This window comes from Methyloparacoccus murrellii, assembly GCF_054657115.1.
In genome coordinates this window covers 1-17,865 of the sequence record NZ_BAAHXD010000031.1, presented here as the reverse complement: position 1 = coordinate 17,865, position 17,865 = coordinate 1, and the positions used below count along the sequence as shown (strand labels likewise).

General features: G+C 67.0%; 14 protein-coding genes. 8 read left to right on the top strand and 6 right to left on the bottom strand.

What is annotated here, in order from left to right; genetic code table 11:
• Positions 1 to 5 precede the first annotated feature (5 nt).
• Positions 6 to 1,787, bottom strand: coding sequence for a hypothetical protein (locus tag ACYQ1H_RS10000; protein ID WP_460027908.1), 1,782 nt, complete (start codon positions 1,785 to 1,787; stop codon positions 6 to 8).
• Positions 1,788 to 2,019: 232 nt separating this feature from the next.
• Here ACYQ1H_RS10000 and ACYQ1H_RS09995 point away from each other — a divergent pair, with 232 nt between their 5' ends.
• Entirely contained in the window at positions 2,020 to 3,612 is a 1,593-nt protein-coding gene (locus ACYQ1H_RS09995) for a SulP family inorganic anion transporter (protein ID WP_460027907.1), read from the top strand.
• Between the two features lie 166 nt (positions 3,613 to 3,778).
• Here the strand turns inward: ACYQ1H_RS09995 and can are convergent, their stop codons facing one another.
• Positions 3,779 to 4,423 (bottom strand): carbonate dehydratase, encoded by a 645-nt coding sequence (gene can, locus ACYQ1H_RS09990; protein WP_460027906.1) that lies wholly within the window; start codon positions 4,421 to 4,423, stop codon positions 3,779 to 3,781.
• Between the two features lie 189 nt (positions 4,424 to 4,612).
• On the opposite strand from can, the gene ACYQ1H_RS09985 reads away from it, so the two are divergent.
• Positions 4,613 to 5,176: an NUDIX domain-containing protein gene (locus tag ACYQ1H_RS09985; protein WP_460027905.1), complete on the top strand. Its 564-nt coding sequence runs from the start codon at positions 4,613 to 4,615 to the stop codon at positions 5,174 to 5,176.
• Between the two features lies 1 nt (position 5,177).
• Here the strand turns inward: ACYQ1H_RS09985 and ACYQ1H_RS09980 are convergent, their stop codons facing one another.
• The 4 genes from ACYQ1H_RS09980 to ACYQ1H_RS09965 are packed head-to-tail and all read right to left on the bottom strand — an operon-like array spanning position 5,178 to position 11,562.
• A complete protein-coding gene (locus tag ACYQ1H_RS09980; protein WP_460027904.1) occupies positions 5,178 to 5,687 on the bottom strand; it encodes an NUDIX hydrolase in 510 nt (169 codons plus the stop codon).
• Positions 5,688 to 5,740: 53 nt separating this feature from the next.
• Positions 5,741 to 7,216, bottom strand: coding sequence for an efflux transporter outer membrane subunit (locus tag ACYQ1H_RS09975; protein ID WP_460027903.1), 1,476 nt, complete (start codon positions 7,214 to 7,216; stop codon positions 5,741 to 5,743).
• Positions 7,213 to 10,368: an efflux RND transporter permease subunit gene (locus ACYQ1H_RS09970; protein ID WP_460027902.1), complete on the bottom strand. Its 3,156-nt coding sequence runs from the start codon at positions 10,366 to 10,368 to the stop codon at positions 7,213 to 7,215. The genes ACYQ1H_RS09975 and ACYQ1H_RS09970 overlap by 4 nt, the downstream gene beginning before the upstream one ends.
• A 27-nt stretch (positions 10,369 to 10,395) precedes the next feature.
• A complete protein-coding gene (locus ACYQ1H_RS09965) occupies positions 10,396 to 11,562 on the bottom strand; it encodes an efflux RND transporter periplasmic adaptor subunit (RefSeq protein ID WP_460027901.1) in 1,167 nt (388 codons plus the stop codon).
• Positions 11,563 to 11,670: 108 nt separating this feature from the next.
• Here ACYQ1H_RS09965 and ACYQ1H_RS09960 point away from each other — a divergent pair, with 108 nt between their 5' ends.
• The 6 genes from ACYQ1H_RS09960 (at position 11,671) to ACYQ1H_RS09935 (ending at position 17,805) form a co-directional block, all read left to right on the top strand.
• Positions 11,671 to 12,327, top strand: a complete 657-nt coding sequence (locus ACYQ1H_RS09960; RefSeq protein WP_460027900.1) for a TetR/AcrR family transcriptional regulator — start codon at positions 11,671 to 11,673, stop codon at positions 12,325 to 12,327.
• Positions 12,328 to 12,473: 146 nt separating this feature from the next.
• Complete coding sequence (gene typA / locus ACYQ1H_RS09955; RefSeq protein WP_460027899.1) at positions 12,474 to 14,303, top strand: translational GTPase TypA; 1,830 nt, start codon at positions 12,474 to 12,476, stop codon at positions 14,301 to 14,303.
• Between the two features lie 592 nt (positions 14,304 to 14,895).
• A complete protein-coding gene (modB, locus tag ACYQ1H_RS09950) occupies positions 14,896 to 15,573 on the top strand; it encodes a molybdate ABC transporter permease subunit (protein ID WP_460027898.1) in 678 nt (225 codons plus the stop codon).
• A 4-nt stretch (positions 15,574 to 15,577) separates the two neighbouring features.
• Positions 15,578 to 16,660 (top strand): molybdenum ABC transporter ATP-binding protein, encoded by a 1,083-nt coding sequence (modC, locus tag ACYQ1H_RS09945; RefSeq protein ID WP_460027897.1) that lies wholly within the window; start codon positions 15,578 to 15,580, stop codon positions 16,658 to 16,660.
• A 15-nt stretch (positions 16,661 to 16,675) separates the two neighbouring features.
• Complete coding sequence (locus tag ACYQ1H_RS09940; protein WP_460027896.1) at positions 16,676 to 17,524, top strand: TOBE domain-containing protein; 849 nt, start codon at positions 16,676 to 16,678, stop codon at positions 17,522 to 17,524.
• A gap of 101 nt (positions 17,525 to 17,625) precedes the next feature.
• Complete coding sequence (locus ACYQ1H_RS09935; protein ID WP_460027895.1) at positions 17,626 to 17,805, top strand: hypothetical protein; 180 nt, start codon at positions 17,626 to 17,628, stop codon at positions 17,803 to 17,805.
• Positions 17,806 to 17,865 lie beyond the last annotated feature (60 nt).

Here is a 17,865-nt window from a genome sequence, read left to right as displayed (position 1 = left end):
GGCGGTCACCGGGGTGGGCGTTGGGTTTTCTGGAACCAGGGGCGGTACTGGGCCATGCGGCTGCGCTGCTCGGCGGGCGCATGGCGCCGGCAGCTTGCCATCTCGTCCGCGTCCGGCGGCGCGCCCCAGCGGATTTCGACGCAGTCGTTGGGGTTGTAGCCCATTTCCAGGGCCGCCCGCCGCGCGAAGATGTCGGCCACCGACAGCTCGAACGGACGGCCGTCGCTGCGGGTGTAGGTGATGCGTTGCCCGGCGATCCGGCGCGCGTGGCGTGCCTCGATGGCGGCGCGGGCTTCCTGCGGGCTGCGGCCGTCCAGGTCGAACAGCTCGGGATGGCGGACGATCTGCCCGGGCAGCCCCGCCAGCACATCCAGGGCGATCAGGAGGCGCAGGTCGCGCGAGGGCGTGGCGTAATCCTCCCACGGGCCCTGGGTTTCGAAGATGGCGGCGCCCCTGGGCATGCCGATCGTGCCGCCCTTGCCCCGGCGCAGGTAGTTCTCGCCATTGTTCACCGCCTCGACCCGCGTTTCCAGCTGCTCGACCAGGGCATCCAGCTTGCTGTCGTAGGCCGCTTCGGGCGCCAGCCCGCGCGGGTTGATCTGCCGGCTCAGCGTGGCATAAAAGTCCTCGGCGGCCATGCCGGCCTGCTGGTCGGAATAGGCAGCCTGCGGGGCATCGACCGCCAGGCGGGCGTTGCCCGGCAGCCACCAGTGCCGATCCTCGCCCACCACGGGCCGGAACGCCTTGAAGCCCGGCCCGGCGCTGGGGATGTCGGCGAACAGGAAATTGCCTTCCCAGAAGCGTTTGCGCGCCACCGAATTGTCGGGTTGCGCATCGACGGCATAGAGCACGCCCGGCTGGCCGCCGGCTTGCGGCAGCCACTTGGCGATGATGAGCGTGTGGCCGTAGGGGTCGGCGTAGACCGTACCCGGCCACAGCACCTGCCGGTCCAGCGGCACGGGGTAGAAATCGGTGCTTTCGTCGCCGAGGCCGGTGCGGGCGCTGCCCGAGTGGACGGTGTCGGCGATCTGTCGCATCAGTGCGCTGAAGCCGCTGGCGGTCGCGCTGCCGCGGGTAAAGCGGTCGTCGATGATGGGGCGTCCACAGCGCGGCGGCCGGCTACCGGTTCCCCGGTCGCAGGCCCGGTAGACCACCGGCAGGCCGATTTTCCAGGCGAAGTAGGCGCGGAGGTAGTAGGGCAGGTCGGCGCAATCCGGCGTGGCGGGCAGCCGGCTGTCCTCCCCGGGCGCGAGGTGATCCCGGAGGAAGTTCCGCCCGGGGTCGCGCAGCACGGGTTGCAGCGACGGGAAGCTGAGGCTCTCGCTGGCCGGGGCGTCGAATAGGGTTTCGATCCACGCCGAATAGAAGGCCTCCACCGGCTTCGACCAGCCCATCCCCAGGTCCACGGGGGCGACGATCGCGTCATGGGGGGCGATCGCGCGGCAGGCGACCACTTCGCCGGCGCGGCGGACCTCGATCTGCAGGTCGCCCGGCAGGCCCGGCGGCAGCTCGCCGGCCAGGCTCCAGGGCGGCCCGCCGCGCCGGATCGTGTCGATGGGCAGGGTTGCGCCATCCGCGGTCCGCAGCGTCAGCGACTCTGCAGGGGCGTCGCTCATGACCGCCATCACCCGGACAGGCTGGCCCGGCGCCGGGCGGGCCGGCGACAGCCAGATACCGATGCCGTCCGGGCTCGTGCAGGGTGCTTCCTCCCTGGCCAGGCCGAGGAGGGGCAGCGCCAGCAGTGCGACAAGGACGGCGATGCGGAGGCGGATCCGGATGGGCGGCATGATCATTTCGCGGCGGATGACGGGGGTGTCCGAGTATAACCGGCGCAAGTGTCGCCGATGCGAAACGCCGCATCGGCGCATGCGCAACAAAATGTGGCGTATGGTGGATATGACCGACGGGCTCGGCGAGATCGGTGAATATCGTCCGCGAACAGGGTTGCAATGCCCCACTCTCGCTGATTAAATAGTTTCGTACCGAAACCCTTCGCTGGAGTCAGGAGAGGACCCACCCATGGCGCGCAAGCAATTGGCTTATTACCTGCAAAATCTGTCCCACGATCTGCCGGCCGGCGTCGTGGTCTTCCTGGTCGCGTTGCCGCTCTGTCTGGGCATCGCCCTGGCTTCCGGCGCGCCGCTGTTCTCCGGCATCGTGACCGGCATCGTCGGCGGCGTGGTGGTATCGCTCCTCAGCGGCTCGCAATTGAGCGTGTCGGGTCCTGCGGCGGGCCTGACCGTCATCATCCTGCACGGTATCGAGCAGGTCGGCGGCTTCCAGACCTTTCTCCTGGCCGTGGTGCTGGCGGGCGTGCTGCAACTGGCGCTGGGGTACCTCAGGGCCGGTATCATCGGCGCCTATTTCCCCTCGGCGGTCATCCGCGGCATGCTGACCGCCATCGGGCTCATCCTCATCATGAAGCAGCTGCCGCACGCGGTCGGCTTCGGCGTCGATGCCGTCGTCGACGAGACCTATTCGCCGCAGACGCCGTCCTCCACCTTCTTCGAGATCGGCGACGCGCTGAAGGCCATCTCGCCGGCGGCGACCATCGTCAGCTTTGTCGGCATCCTCATCATGCTGCTGTGGGAAACCTCCTTCTTCAAGAAGAACCGCGTCCTGAGCCTGGTGCCGGGGCCGCTGGTGGCGGTGCTCTGGGGCGTTGCCTTCGAGATCCTGACGCTTGGTACCCCCCTGGAAATCAAGGGGCAGCACCTAGTGAGCCTGCCGGCGCATCAGACCCTCGGCGACCTGGTCGACCATCTGGTCATGCCGGACTTCACCCAGTGGGCCAACGTCAAGATCTATTCGCTGGCGGTCACCATCGCCATCATCGCCAGTCTGGAAACCTTGCTGAGCCTGGAGGCGGTGGACAAGCTGGACCCGTTCCGGCGTGTGGCGCCCACCAACCAGGAGCTGAAGGCGCAGGGTGTCGGCAATATCGTCAGCGGCCTGCTGGGCGGCCTGCCGATGACCTCGGTCATCGTGCGCAGCGCGGCCAATGTCAGCGCCGGTGGTCGCACCAAGGTGGCGAGCATGGTGCACGGCCTGCTGCTGCTGCTGAGCGTCCTGTTCCTGGTCGAGTGGATCAACTACATTCCGCTGTCGGCGCTGGCGTCCATCCTGCTGATCACCGGCTACAAGCTGGCCAAGCCCTCGATCTTTCTCGACATGTATCGGCGGGGACGCGATCAGTTCCTGCCCTTCATCATCACGGTCAGCGCCATTCTCATCACCGACCTGCTCAAGGGCATTTCCATCGGCATCGTCATCGGCCTGATCTTCGTCATGCGGGCGAACTTCAAGGCGGCCATCAGCCTGACCCAGGACGGCAACAACTATCTGCTGCGTCTGCGCAAGGACGTGTCCTTCCTCAACAAAGCATTGCTGCGCCAGCTGCTCGACCGCATCGAGCCGGGCGGGCATGTGATCATCGACGGTTCGCGTGCCGAGTTCATCGACAAGGATATCCTCGGCGCCATCATCAACTACCTCAAGGCCGCGCAGGACAGCGACGTCACGGTGCATATCCGCAATGTCGCCGGGGTTTCCGGCACGGGGCACGAAGTCGCCATGGCGGGGGCGCTCGGTCCGGGGGACGCCGCGCACTGAGCGCGCTGGCGGTCGAGCGATCGGCATTGACCAACCCGCCCCTCCATCGGGGGGCGGGTTTTTCATGCCGGCATGAAGGTGGCAGGTTGCCGCCGGGCGTGGAGGGCTGGCCCGGGCGATCGGCCCGGGCGCTGGTCCGGTAGAGGGCGGTCGGCGGGGAATTGGCTCAGGCCGATTCTTCGGTGTACTGGTAGATCGGGTTGATCTCGCTGCCCGGCGGCAGGTTGATCAGCTCCTTGATGATGCCGTCGTTCAGTCCGTAGACCCAGCCGTGCAGCGTGGGGCGCTGCTCGCGCTTCCAGGCGGCCTGGATGATGGAGGTATGCGCCAGGTTGTAGATCTGCTCGATGACGTTCAGCTCGACCAGGCGATGCACCCGGTCATCCTCGCTGGACAGCGACTCCAGTTCCTGGTGATGCAGGCGGTAGACATCCTTGATGTGCTTGAGCCACTTGTTGACCATCAGCAGGCTTGGGTTCTGCTTCTTCAGGGCGGCGCGGATGCCGCCGCAGTTGTAGTGTCCGCAGACGATGACATGGCTCACCTTGAGCACGTCGACGGCATACTGCAACACGCTGAGGCTGTTGAAGTCGGTCATGATGAGCTGGTTGGCGATGTTGCGGTGGACGAACATCTCGCCCGGCTCCGCGTTGACGATGATTTCGGAGGGCACCCGGCTGTCCGAGCAGCCGATCCACAGGACATCGGGTTTCTGCACATCGGCCAGGCGCTCGAAGAAGTTGGGATCGGCGGTGACCTTGTCCTGCGCCCAGGCCTTGTTTTCCAATAACAGTTTCTCGAAGGTTTTCACGGTGACTCCGGTTCTGGTGGGGTTGGGCAGTTGGCCGGGATCCTGGTAGTTCCCTGTCGATACTATTACAGCACGATACCCGGGGCCAAACAACCGCAAGCCTAGCAAATAAACCGCCTCCTTGTGCGGGAATGGTTCTTATGAGCCGCTCCGCGTGTGGCAATTTCCCTCAAGACAGCCTTGCAGACCATGATCCCTGATTCAGGCCCGACCGACCCGCGCCTGTCGCGCGCCTTCCGTTATTGTCCGCGCTGCGCCACGCCCGGCCCCGCCATTCTCGACAACCGCCAGTTGCAGTGCCCCTGCTGCGGGCTGCGCTTCTTCTTCAATACGGCGGCCGCGGCCGCGGTGTTCCTGTTCGCCGGCAACCGGCTGGTCCTGGGCGTACGGGCCGAGGAACCCCGTCGGGGGTGCCTGGACGTGCCGGGCGGCTTCATCGAGTTCGACGAGAGCGTGGAGGCGGGACTGCGGCGTGAGGTCCGGGAGGAACTGGGCGTCGAGATTCGGGATTTGCGCTATCTCGCCAGCTTCCCGAACGATTACCTGTACGCCGACATTCCCTACAAGACCGCCGACCTGTTCTTCGTCGGCGCGGTGGCCGACCCGGCGCACTTGCGGGCCGCCGACGACATCGCCGAGCTGGTGCTGCTGGAGCCGGCCGCGGTGGACCCGGCGCGGTTTGCCTTCGCCTCCACGCGCCGGGCGTTCCAGGTGCTGCTGGCCGCACTGGCCACCCCGGCGGCGCCGGCCTGATTCAGGCCGGAAAATGCTCGCGGTAGCGGGTCCAGATCAGGCGGAAGGAAGCGGTCAGCCCGGCGGTGCCGGAGCGGTTGCGGCGGTCGACCTCGGCCGGTGACAGCCAGGCGCCCGCGGCGATTTCGTCGGCGTTGAGCCGCAGCTCGCCGGCATGGACGAGGCGGTAGACCTCTACGAATTCCCAGCCGGTCAGGGCCGAGGCGGGCAGCTTGAACAGGGGCGCGGGCAGGTCGGGCGCCTCGATGCCCAGTTCCTCCCGGAGCTCCCGCCGGGCGCAGGCATCGTAGCTTTCGCCATGGTCGACATGGCCGGCGGCGGAGGTATCCCACAGCCCCGGATTGATGTCCTTGCTGGCGGCACGCTGCTGCAGGAACAGCTCGCCGCGGGGATTGAAGACCAGGATGTGCACGGACCGGTGCCGCAGTCCCAGGCGATGGATCTCGCCGCGCGCCCGGGGGCCGATGACCCGGTCCTCGCTGTCGACTTCGGTAAGCAACTCGTCAAGCATGTCGGGTCTCCTGGGCGGGTGGCAAGGTTTCTGGCGGGAATGCGGCGGGCAGGCTAGGGCGTGAAGACATCCTCGACCGGCCGCTTGGCGTCCTCCAGGGTCTGGAAGACTTCCCAGCCGCCGCCCAGCGCCTTGTAGATGCCGATCAGGGCCGCCGCCGTGGCGGTCTGGCTCTGCGCGTACTCGCGCTGGTCCAGCAGCAGGCGCCGCTCGGTATCCAGCAGGTTGAGGAAGTCCTCGACCCCCTCCTCGAAGCGGACATTGGCGATTTCATAGGCCTTGGTGCTGGCCTCGGCGGCGGTCTTCAGCAGGGCCTGGCGATCGCGCAGCCGGTCGTAGACGAGCAGCGCGTTCTCGGTTTCCTCCAGCGCGTTGAGCACGACCTGCTGGTAGTTGGCCAGGTAGGTATCGGCATTGGCTTCGGCGGCCTTGATGCGGGCGTACACCTGGCCCAGCTCGAATGCCGGCCAGGTGATGCGCGGCCCCATGTTGTAGGCGCTGGTGCCCGGCGCGCCCAGCCCGGTGATGCTGCTGGATTCCAGGTTGAAGGCGCCGACGAAGGTCACGCGCGGGAACAGGTCGGCCATGGCGACGCCGATCCGCGCGGTGGCGCCGGCCAGCTGCCGTTCGGCCGACTGGATGTCGGGACGCCGCCGCAGCAGGTCGGCCGGCTTGCCGATATGGATCAGCGACGGCGCCTCGGGAATGGGCGCGGGCTCGGTCAGCTCCTTGAGCAGGGCGGAGGGAATCTGCCCGGTCAGCACCGAGATGCGGTGGATGTCCTGCCGCACCAGGCTGTCGAGCGGCGGGATCATCGCCAGGGTGGTGTCGTACTGGGCCTTGGCGCGCTGGGTGTCGAACTCGGTGCCGATGCCGGCTTCCTGGCGGGCGATGGTGAGATCCCAGGTGGCCTTCTGGTTTTCCGCGTTGCGCCGGTCGACCGCCAGCTGGTTCTGGTGGCCGCGCATCTCGACGTAGTTGCGGGCCAGTTCGGCGATGATGCTGAGCGTCAGATAGCGGCGATTGGCCTCGGCGGATTCGATCTCCGCCTCCTTGGACTGCACGTCGCGGCGGATGCGGCCCCAGATGTCGACTTCCCACCAGGTGTCGAAGCCAAGGGTGTAGAGGTCCAGCCCGCGCGGCACGAAGTCGCGGCGGTTGAGCGCGTCGAAGCTGCGCCGCAGGGTGGTGAAGTTGCCGTGCGCGTTGGCGTGCGGCAGCAGATTCAGGCCGGCATCCAGGAACAGCGCCCGCGCCTCGCGCAGGTTGGCCTCGGCCATTTTGAGGTCATAGTTGTTGCGCACCGCCAGTGCGATCAGCTGCGTGAGCCGGGGATCGTCGAATTGCCGCCACCAGTTCCGATCGGCTTCCCGCAGGTCGTATTCCTGCTCGTCCTGGTTGCCGAAGGCCGATCCCGGGTCCAGTGACGGCCGCTGGTAGGTGGGGCCCACCGGGCAGGCGCTCAGCAGGGCCGCGAGCCCCGCAAGCCCGAGCAGGCGCGCCAGCACGGTGATGCCGCCGGTGGTCATGGTGCGGCCTTCCCGCGCCGGCGCTCGACGAAGCGACGCACCACCACGTAGAAGACCGGCGTCAGCAGCAGGCCGAAGATCGTCACGCCGAGCATGCCGCTGAACACCGCCGTGCCCAGGATGCGCCGCACCTCGGCGCCGGCGCCGGTGGAGACGACCAGCGGGAATACCCCCATGATGAAGGCCAGCGAGGTCATGACGATGGGCCGCAGGCGCAGCCGCGCCGCCTCGATGGCGGCCTCGCGCCGGCCCAGGCCGGCCTCCTGGCGGCGCTTGGCGAATTCCACGATCAGGATCGCGTTCTTGCTGGCGAGGCCGACCAGCACGATGAAGCCGACCTGGGTGAAGATGTTGTTGTCCATGCCGCGCAGCCAGACCCCGGCCAGCGAGCTGAGCAGGCACATGGGCACGATGAGGATGACCGCCAGCGGCAGCGACCAGCTTTCGTACTGGGCCGCCAGCGCCAGGAACACGAACACGACGCTGAGCGGGAAGATGAAGGCGGCGGTGTTGCCGGCCAGAATCTGCTGCAGACTGAGTTCGGTCCACTCGAAGGCCATGGCGGGCGGCAGTTCGTCGCGCAGCAGGGCTTCCATGCTGGCGATGGCCTGGCCGCTGCTGATGCCGGGCAGGGTGATGCCGTTGATCTCCGCCGACGGGTAGATGTTGTAGTGCGGAATCTTGTCCGGGCCGGCCGTCGGGCGAACCTCCGTGAGGGTGGCCAGGGGCACCATGTCGCCGTTGACGTTGCGGGTCTTGAGCGCGCCGATGTCCTCCGGGGTGGCCCGGAACGGCGCGTCCGCCTGCGCCGACACCTGGTAGGTGCGGCCGAACAGGTTGAGATCGTTGACGTACAGCGAACCCAGGTAGATTTGCAGCGTCTGGAACACGTTGGCCAGCGGCACGCCCATCGACTTGGCCTGGCTGCGGTCCACGTCGACGAACAGCTGCGGCACGCTGGCGCGGAAGGTGGTGAAGACCCGCGCCATGCCCGGCAGGGCGCTGGCCTTGGCGATGATGTCGTTGGTGACCCGGGCCAGTTCCGTCGGCCCCTGGTTGGTCCGGTCCTGGATTTGCAGCTTGAAGCCGCCGACGGTGCTCAGGCCGCGCACCGGCGGCGGGGCGAAGACCGCCACGAAGGCATCGTCGATCGCCGACAGCCGCTTCTGCAGGGTGTTCACCAGGACATCGGCCTGCAGCTCGGGATGATCGGCGCGCTGCTCCGGGTTGGTCAGGCGGGTGAACAGCGTGCCGGCATTCGACTGGTTGCCGCCGCCCAGCACCGAGAAGCCGGCATAGGCATTGACGTGGGCAATGCCCGGGGTATCGAGGATGATCCGGCTGGCCTCGCGGATGACGGCTTCGGTGCGGTCCAGCGAGGCGGCATCGGGAAGCTGGGCATAGACGATCAGATAGCCCATGTCCTGGGGCGGGATGAAGCCGGTCGGCACCTTGTCGAAGGCCAACCAGTTGAGGCCATTGAGTGCCAGGTACAGCACCATCACCAGCGCGGCGAAGCGGATCAGCCGGCCGACCGTCCAGGCATAGGCGTTGCCCAGCCACTCGAAGATGCGGTTGAAACCGCGGAAGAACCAGCCGAACAGCCGGTCGATGATGCGGGTCGGCAGATCCGGGTTGTGGTGTTCGCGGTCCAGCAGCAGGGCGCACAGGGCCGGGCTCAGGGTCAGCGAGTTGAAGGTCGAGATCAGCGTCGACACCGAGATCGTCAGCGCGAACTGCTTGTAGAAGGCACCCGAGACACCGGTGATGAAGGTGGTCGGCACGAAGACCGCCACCAGCACCAGCGAGGTGGCGATGACCGGACTGGCGACCTCGTCCATGGCCCGGCGGGTCGCGTCGCGGGCGTTCATGCCCAGGGCCATGTTGCGCTCCACGTTTTCGACCACGACGATGGCGTCGTCGACGACGATGCCGATGGCCAGCACCAGGCCGAACAGCGACAGGGTGTTCAGCGACAGATCCAGCGCCGCCATGGCGGCGAAGGTGCCGACCAGCGACACCGGCACCGCCAGCATGGGAATCAGCGTCGCCCGCCAGGTCTGCAGGAACACCAGCACCACGACGATGACCAGCACGATGGCCTCGAGCAGGGTGGTGATGACCTTGTCGATCGACTGCTGGACGAACACCACGGTGTCGTAGGAGAGCACGTAGTCCAGTCCGGCCGGGAAGCGCTGCTTGAGCCGCTCCATTTCCGCCACCACCGCCGTCTTGGTGTCGATGGCGTTGGAGCCCGGCATCTGGAAGATGGCGAGACCGACGCTGTCCTCGCCGTCGAGCTTCAGCTCCGAGTTGTAGTCCTTGGCGCCCAGCTCGATCCGGCCCACATCCCGCAGGTGCGTGATCTGGCCGTCGCTGCCGGTGCGGATGACGATCCCGGCGAACTCCTCGGGATCGATCAGCCGCCCCTGGGTCAGGACGGTGTACTGGAAGTCGGTCCGGCCCTGCGTCGGCGGCGCGCCCACGACGCCGGCGGCCACCTGCACGTTCTGCTCGCGGATGGCCTGGACGACATCCATGGCGGTCAGCTGGCGCGCCGCGACCTTGCCGGGGTCCAGCCAGATGCGCATGCTGTACTCGCGCCCGCCGAACAGGGTGATGTCGCCGACGCCCGGCACGCGCGCCAGCGCATCGCGAATCTGCAACAGCGCGTAGTTGGTCATGTAGACGTTGTCGAACCGCCGGTCCGGCGAGGTCAGGTTGATGACCATGCTGAGATCGGGGCTGCGCTTGCGCACCACGATGCCCTGGCGGCGGACTTCCTCCGGCAGGCGCGGCTCGGCCAGGGCTACGCGGTTCTGCACCAGCACCTGCGCCTTGTCGAGATCCGCGCCCTGCTTGAAGGTGATGGTCAGCTGCATGACGCCATCGTTGGAGGACTGGCTGGACAGGTACAGCATGTCCTCGACGCCGTTGATTTCCTGTTCCAGCGGCGTCGCCACGGTCTCCGACAGCACCTGGGCATTGGCGCCGGGGTAGGTGGCCCGGACCTGCACGCTGGGTGGCGCGATCTCCGGATACTGGGCGACCGGCAGGGTCAGCAGCGCCAGCCCGCCGACCAGCACGATGAGGATCGACAGGACCGAGGCAAAGATCGGCCGGTCGATGAAGAAATGCGTGAAACGGTGCATCAGCCTGGGTGCTGCGGTAGCGGGCGCTCAGCCATCGTAGGGAATGTCGGTCGGCTGGGCCTTGATGTGCGCACCCGGGCGCAGCTTGGCGATGCCGTCGACGACCACCGGCTCATCCGCCGCCAGGCCGCCCAGGATCGCGCGGAAGGAGCCGAACCGGTTGCCGAGGGTCACGCGCCGGTAATCCACCGTGCCGTCGGTTTTCGCCACCCAGAGGTATTTCTGGTCCTGGTCGGTGGCGACCGCGCGGTCGGGAACCAGCAGGGCGGCATGCGGCACGCCGCCATGAATGCGGACACGGGCGAACAGTCCCGGGCTCAGCAGCTCGTGCGGGTTGGCGAAGATCCCGCGCACGCGCAGGGTTCCCGTGGCGGCATCCATGCGCGGGTCGGTGTAGTCGATATAGCCGGGGTGGGGAAAGCCGTTCTCGTCGATCAGGCCCAGCTCGGCGACGATGCGGCCCCGCTCGCCATGGGTGCGCAGACCCTCCGCCGCCAGGCGGCGGTACTTGAGGATCGAGCGCTCGTCGGCATCGATGTAGACATAGACGGGATCGATCGAGACCACCGTCGTCAGCAGCGTCTGATCGTTGTTGACAAGGTTGCCGACGTTGATGAGCGTGCGGCCGATGCGGCCGTCGATGGGCGAGCGGATCTGCGTGAAGTCTAGGTTCAGGCGCGCCATTTCCACCGCTGCCTCGGCCGAGTGCAGGGTGGCGGTGGATTCGGCCAAGCCCTTGCTGCGCGAGTCGTACTCCTCGTCGGAAATCGCCTTGGAAAGCCGCAGCCGCTCCGCCCGCTTGAGATCGTTCCGGGCCAGTTCCAGCTTGGTCCGGGTGCGCTCCAGCTCAGCCTGGGCGCGCTTGAGCTCGCTGATGAAGCTGCGCTGGTCGATGACGAACAGCAGGTCGCCCTTCCTGATCTTTTCCCCGTCCTTGAAGCGCACCTGCTCCAGGTAGCCGCTCACCCGGGCGCGGATTTCCACGGTTTCGATCGCCTCGACGCGCCCGGTGTACTCGTCCCATTCCAGCACCTCGCGCAAGGTCGGCAGCACAGTCTTGACCGGCACCGGCGGCATGACCTTGGGTGCGCCGGGCTTGCCTTCACCGCAGCCGAGCAGGAGCGACAGCAGCAGGAGCGGGGACAGCCACCGGCTGGCCGCCGGCAGGTGGAAGGCAACGCGCGGGATCAGCATGGGCGCGCGCAGCCCGCGGAAGAGAGAGTGGTCATGGTGCGGTCTGAAATGGTAAGGTTCCATTTCATTATAAACCGAAATAAACGGAATTCAGCCATGACCCCACCGGTGTCGGATCGACAAATCGTCCGGCGACCTGGCCGACCCCGCAAGGCCGAGGAGGCGCTGCGCCGGCGCGAGCTGCTGGAGCAGGCCCTGTCGCTGTTCAGCCAGCACGGTTACGGCCACCTCAGCCTGGAGCACATCGCGCGCGAGGCGCGCGTCTCGCTGCGCACCATCTACCGCTATTTCGGCGGCAAGGCGGGGTTGTTCCGCGCGGTGATCCGCGGCTACAGCGATCTTTTCGTCGCCGCCCTGCCGGTCGGGGAGGGGTGCCCCGGCAATCCGGAGCCGGTCCTGCTGGAGTTCGCCCGCGAATACCTGTACCACGTGACGCGGCCGGAGCTGATCCAGCTGCGGATTCAGGCCATGGCGCTGGCGCGGCAGCTGCCGGAGGTCGCCCGCGAGTCCTACGCGGAGGGACCGGAGCGCACCATCACGCACCTGGCGCGGTTTTTCGAGTGCTACCGGCGCAACGGCCTTCTGGCCCCGGTCGACACCCGTTTCCTGGCCGGCCAGTTCGTCAACGCCCTGCGTGGCGAGCGCTACCAGCGCTTGCAGTTCGGACTGGAGCCCACCCCGTCCCGCCGCGAAATCGACGACTGGGCCCGCGAGGCGGTGTCGCTGTTCCTGCGCGGCTGCCTGGATGACCGGGGAAGCGGCTGATCCGTCCGCCCATTGCCGGGACGGGGTCGGCACGGGTGGCGCTGGGCAGCCCGGTAAACCCGCGAAAATCGCCGGCCGATTATGAGCCGTCACGTTTGCCCCGTATAATGTCCGGTTTGCCATCACCGCCGCAGGCCCGCTTCCCCATGATCGAGAAACTTCGCAACATCGCCATCATCGCCCATGTCGACCACGGCAAGACGACGCTGGTCGACAAGCTGCTCCAGCAATCCGGCACCTTCGCGGCGCATGAAAAGGTCGAGGAACGGGTCATGGACTCCAACGCGCTGGAGAAGGAGCGCGGCATCACCATCCTGGCCAAGAACACCGCGATCGACTGGCGCGATTACCACATCAACATCGTCGACACACCCGGCCACGCCGATTTCGGCGGCGAGGTGGAGCGCGTGCTGTCCATGGTCGATTCGGTGCTGCTGCTGGTGGACGCGGTCGACGGTCCCATGCCGCAGACCCGCTTCGTGACCCAGAAGGCATTCGCCCTGGGGCTGAAGCCGATCGTGGTCATCAACAAGATCGACCGGCCCGGCGCCCGCGCGCACTGGGTGCTGGACCAGACCTTTGACCTGTTCGACCGCCTCGGCGCGACCGAGGAGCAGCTGGACTTTCCGGTCGTCTATGCCTCGGCGCTGAACGGCTATGCCGGCGATAACCCCGACGTCCGCGAAGGCAACATGGATTACCTGTTCCAGACCATCGTCGACAAGGTGCATCCGCCGGTGGTCGATCAGGAAGGCGGCTTCCGCATGCAGATCAGCCAGCTGGACTACAACCCCTATGTCGGCGTCATCGGCATCGGCCGCATCCAGCGGGGCAGCATCCGGACCAATTCGCCGGTGGTGGTGGTCAACCGCGACGGCAGCCAGCGCAATGCGCGCCTGCTGCAGGTGTTCGGCTTCAAGGGGCTGGAACGCGTCGAGGTACCGGAGGCCAATGCCGGCGACATCATCGCCTTCACCGGCATCGACGCGCTGGAGATTTCCGACACCATCTGCGCGCCCGACGCCGTCGAGGCCCTGCCGCCGCTGACCGTCGACGAACCCACCGTCAGCATGACCTTCCAGGTCAACAATTCCCCCTTCGCCGGCAAGGAAGGCAAGTTCGTCACCTCCCGCCAGATCCGCGAGCGCCTGCAGCGCGAACTGCTGCACAACGTCGCCCTGCGGGTCGAGGACACCGTCGATCCGGACAAATTCAAGGTATCCGGCCGCGGCGAGCTGCATCTCTCCATCCTGATCGAGAACATGCGCCGCGAAGGCTATGAACTGGGCGTGTCGCGGCCCGAGGTCATCGTCAAGGAAATCGACGGCGAATCCTGCGAACCCTACGAGTTCGTCACCATCGAGGTGGAAGAGACCAATCAGGGCGCCGTGATGGAAAAGCTCGGCGAGCGCAAGGGCGACCTGCTGAACATGGTGCCGGACGGGCAGGGCCGGGTGCGGCTGGAATACATGATGCCCTCGCGCGGCCTGATCGGCTTCCAGACCGAATTCATGACCGCGACCTCGGGCACCGGGCTGCTGTACCACGTGTTCGACCACTATGGCCCGGTCAAGAAGGGCGACATCGGCCAGCGCATCAACGGCGTCATGATCTCCATGGTGGCCGGCAAGGCGCTGGGCTACGCGCTGTTCAACCTGCAGGAGCGCGGGCGGATGTTCATCGAGCACGGCACCGAGGTCTACGAGGGCATGATCATCGGCATCCACTCGCGCGACAACGATCTGGTCGTGAACCCGACCAAGGCCAAGCAGCTGACCAACATCCGCGCCGCCGGTTCGGACGAGAACATCCTGCTGACCCCACCGATCCGCTTCAGCCTGGAGCAGGCGCTGGAATTCATCGACGACGATGAACTGGTGGAGGTCACGCCGAAGTCCATCCGCATCCGCAAGAAGCTGCTGCTGGAGCACGAGCGCAAGAAGGCCAGCCGCTCCGCCGCAGCCGCCGACGCCTGACCGCTGCCGGAGGCGAGGCACCGCAAGGGAACCGGCGGCTACAAGGGTGAGGGGCAGAGCGTCTGCCCATGTGCCCCCGCCGTCCCGCTGTGCGTGACAGTGTGATGGTGACGGAGAGAGCCGGGCAGCCCCTGCCCCAGTGTCATCCTGACGCCGCGACAGCGGCGGAAGGATCCCAGTCTATCGGCACCTGCCTGGCTGTGCCCCTGGGCTGGGACCCTTCGCGCCGCTCAGGGTGGCACATGGGGACCTGGGTCACACATGGGAACAGGGTGACACGCAGGAAAGGGGTGGCACATGGGAAGATGGGGCACATGGGACGTGGCGAACCGGGCTCTTGCGCCAGGCTCCTTCACGTGAGAATTGGCTGGGCCATTGGCATGGAGCGATGGCAAGCCCGCCGGCGTTCGGGGTGGCATGGCGCGGGGCCTGCCTGGATAATTGGGCAGGCAACGGGCACACATCTTGACGCATGTTCCGCACACTGGCTTTTCCCTTGACTGACCCCGTGGGCTCGAATCCGCACATGACCTTCCAGGCCGCCGGCGATAGAGGCAGGCCCTGCTGCGACGGTGCCTGACCGGTCCGGCGCATGGGACTTTCGGCCGAGGATTGGCAGGCGATCCGCCTGACGCTCAGGCTGGCCGGTCTGGTGACGGCGATCCTGCTGGTCATCGGCACCCCCCTCGCCTGGTGGCTGGCCCGCTCGCGGGCGCGCTGGACAGGCGTCATCGGTGCCGTCGTGGCCCTGCCGTTGGTGCTGCCACCATCGGTGCTGGGTTTCTACCTGTTGCTGGCCCTGGGGCCGGAGGGGCCCCTGGGCCGGCTGACGCAGGCCCTCGGGCTTGGCCTGCTGCCGTTCAGCTTCGCCGGGCTGCTGATCGCCTCGGTGCTGTATTCACTGCCGTTCATGGTGCAGCCCCTGCAGGCGGCCTTCGAGGCCATCGGCGAGCGGCCCCTGGAAGTTGCCGCCACCCTGCGCGCCACGCCGCTGGATGCCTTTCTGACCGTGGCGGTGCCGCTGGCCTGGCGCGGCTTTCTCACCGCCGCCATCCTGACCTTTGCCCACACGGTAGGCGAATTTGGCGTCGTCCTGATGATCGGCGGCAACCTGCCCGGCGTGACCCGGGTGGCCTCGGTACAGATCTACGATTATGTCGAGGCGCTCGCCTATGGCGACGCCCATCGGCTGGCGCTGGTGCTGCTGGTCTTCTCATTCCTCGTGCTGCTGGCGCTTCAGGTCTGGCGCCAACCCGCCGGCCGGCGTTGATGCCGTGAGTCTGCAAGCGCGCTTCCGGCTCGACTGGCCCGGCTTCCGGCTGGATGTCGACCTGGATCTGCCGGGCCAGGGTGTGACGGCGCTGTATGGGCCCTCGGGTTCGGGCAAGACCACCCTGCTGCGCTGCATCGCCGGCCTCGATCGCGCGCCGGACGGGCGCTTGCGGGTCAACGGCGACGTCTGGCAGGAGGGTCGCCGCTGGCTGCCGCCGCACCGGCGTCCGCTGGGCTATGTCTTTCAGGAGCCCAGCCTGTTCCCGCACCTGAGCGTGCTCGGCAATCTGCGCTATGGGCAGCGGCGCAGCGGAACCGGGCAGCGCGTCTCGCTGGAACAGGCCGTCGAACTGCTCGGCATCGCACATCTGCTGGAACGGCGTCCCGACCGGCTGTCCGGCGGCGAACGGCAACGTGTCGCCATCGCCCGGGCCCTGGCAGTGAATCCCCGCATCCTGCTGATGGACGAGCCGCTCGCCGCCCTGGACGGTGCCCGCAAGCGCGAGCTGCTGCCCTATCTGGAAACCCTGCACCGGACCCTGGCGATCCCGGTCCTGTATGTCAGCCACGCGCCCGAGGAAGTTGCGCGGCTGGCCGACCATCTGGTCGTGCTGGCACAGGGACGGGTGCGTGTCGCCGGTCCCCTGGGCGCGGTGCTGGGTGATATGCCGTCAGCGGGAGGCCCCGGCATCGAGATCGGCACGGTGCTCGAAACCCGTCTGCGCTGCCACGATGCGGACAACGATCTCAGCTGCCTCGATTTCAGCGGCGGCGCCCTGTGGGTGGCGCGCCGGCTCGAGGCGCCCGGCAGTCCGGTGCGCTGTCGCATCCTGCCGGAGGATGTCGGCCTGGCGCTGGAGCGGCCGTTGCGGACCAGCATTCTCAACTGCCTGCCGGCGCAAGTGCTGTCGCTGGAGGAAACCGACATCGCCGCGCACCGGCTCGTGCGCCTGCGGGCCGGGGAGGCGATCCTGCTGGCGCGGATTACCCGTAAATCCGCTCACGCACTGAATCTGCAGGCCGGTCAGACGGTTTATGCCATGATTAAGGCGGTAAGCTTCATGACCGATACCCGATCCTCTTGACCGCAGCCGCCTGGCATGGAAACCATCAAGCTATCGCACCCCCTCGAGGATGAGGCGGAGGACACCGCCGTCGTTCCGGCCCCCCGGCTGGTCGAGGCGGAACTGATCCTCGGCGGAGGGCTCCACGAACGCCTGTTCCAGCTGCTGGCGGCCATCGACAGCACCGGCTCGATCAGCGCCGCGGCACGGACGGTGGGGCTCAGCTACAAGGGCGCCTGGGACATGATCGAGCGCGCCGGCAATCTTTCCCCCCGCCCGCTCCTGGCGCGGACGACGGGAGGGCGTGACGGCGGCGGCACCCGCCTGACGGCGACCGGCAAGACCCTGTTGCTCGCCTTCACCCGCTTGCAGGCGGAAAAGCAATGCTTCCTGGATCGGCTCAACGAGGAGTTGCGCCATGATCCGGTCATACTTCAATGGTTCAGGAGACTCTTCATGAAATCCAGCGCGCGCAACCAATGGGCCGGCAAGGTCGCCAGCCTCAACCTGGGTGCCGTCACGGCAGAGGTCACCCTCACCCTGCAGGGCGGGGCAACCCTGGTCGCCGCCATTACCAACGAGTCCGCCCGCTGGCTGGAACTGTCCTATGGCAAGGATGTCGTCGCGCTGGTCAAGGCGTCCATGGTCATGGTGTTCACCGATCTCGAAGGCTGCCGCCTGTCGGCCCGCAACCAACTGAGCGGCACGGTGTCACGGCTGATGCCGGGCGCGGTGAACACCGAGGTATCCATCACCCTGCCAGGCGGCGAAACCGTGGTGGCGTCCATCACCCGCGAAAGCTGCGAGTCCCTGGGACTGCGCGTGGGCGTTCCCGCCACGGCTGTCCTCAAGGCCGGCGCCGTCATGCTGGCGGTGCTGGGGTGAGGCGATTGGGCTAATGCTGAGAGGTAGAACAACGCCTCCGTGCCGCGATTGCGGATAAGGGTATTATCCGCCAGGCGGCCATCGAAGCTATCAGGACGGATTTGATCGGTATCAAGAATCGCTATACCTACCAGTTGCCGGTCGTAAGCCGATCGGTCAGCAGAAAGACCATGCTGATCCCCGCAGTGGCCGGTGGCGTTGTCGCTGGCAGCTTCCTGGCGATCGGATTCGCGTTGTTCTGGCGTCGCTATCAACTCTACCGTCAGCACCGCGCGCATTGATTTCCAGTTTCCTTCTCAACCTTTCTCTTAATCCTGATGTTGATCCCCACGATTCTTTCG

Excerpts from the sequence above, each read along its gene's own strand:
- modB (WP_460027898.1), top strand. The coding sequence starts at position 14,896 with ATGGGACTTTCGGCCGAGGATTGGCAGGCGATCCGCCTGACGCTCAGG.
- ACYQ1H_RS09995 (WP_460027907.1), top strand. The coding sequence starts at position 2,020 with ATGGCGCGCAAGCAATTGGCTTATTACCTGCAAAATCTGTCCCACGAT.
- ACYQ1H_RS09980 (WP_460027904.1), bottom strand. The coding sequence starts at position 5,687 with ATGCTTGACGAGTTGCTTACCGAAGTCGACAGCGAGGACCGGGTCATC.
- ACYQ1H_RS09970 (WP_460027902.1), bottom strand. The coding sequence starts at position 10,368 with ATGCACCGTTTCACGCATTTCTTCATCGACCGGCCGATCTTTGCCTCG.
- ACYQ1H_RS10000 (WP_460027908.1), bottom strand. The coding sequence starts at position 1,787 with ATGCCGCCCATCCGGATCCGCCTCCGCATCGCCGTCCTTGTCGCACTG.
- ACYQ1H_RS09985 (WP_460027905.1), top strand. The coding sequence starts at position 4,613 with ATGATCCCTGATTCAGGCCCGACCGACCCGCGCCTGTCGCGCGCCTTC.
- ACYQ1H_RS09975 (WP_460027903.1), bottom strand. The coding sequence starts at position 7,216 with ATGACCACCGGCGGCATCACCGTGCTGGCGCGCCTGCTCGGGCTTGCG.
- ACYQ1H_RS09940 (WP_460027896.1), top strand. The coding sequence starts at position 16,676 with ATGGAAACCATCAAGCTATCGCACCCCCTCGAGGATGAGGCGGAGGAC.
- typA (WP_460027899.1), top strand. The coding sequence starts at position 12,474 with ATGATCGAGAAACTTCGCAACATCGCCATCATCGCCCATGTCGACCAC.
- ACYQ1H_RS09965 (WP_460027901.1), bottom strand. The coding sequence starts at position 11,562 with ATGCTGATCCCGCGCGTTGCCTTCCACCTGCCGGCGGCCAGCCGGTGG.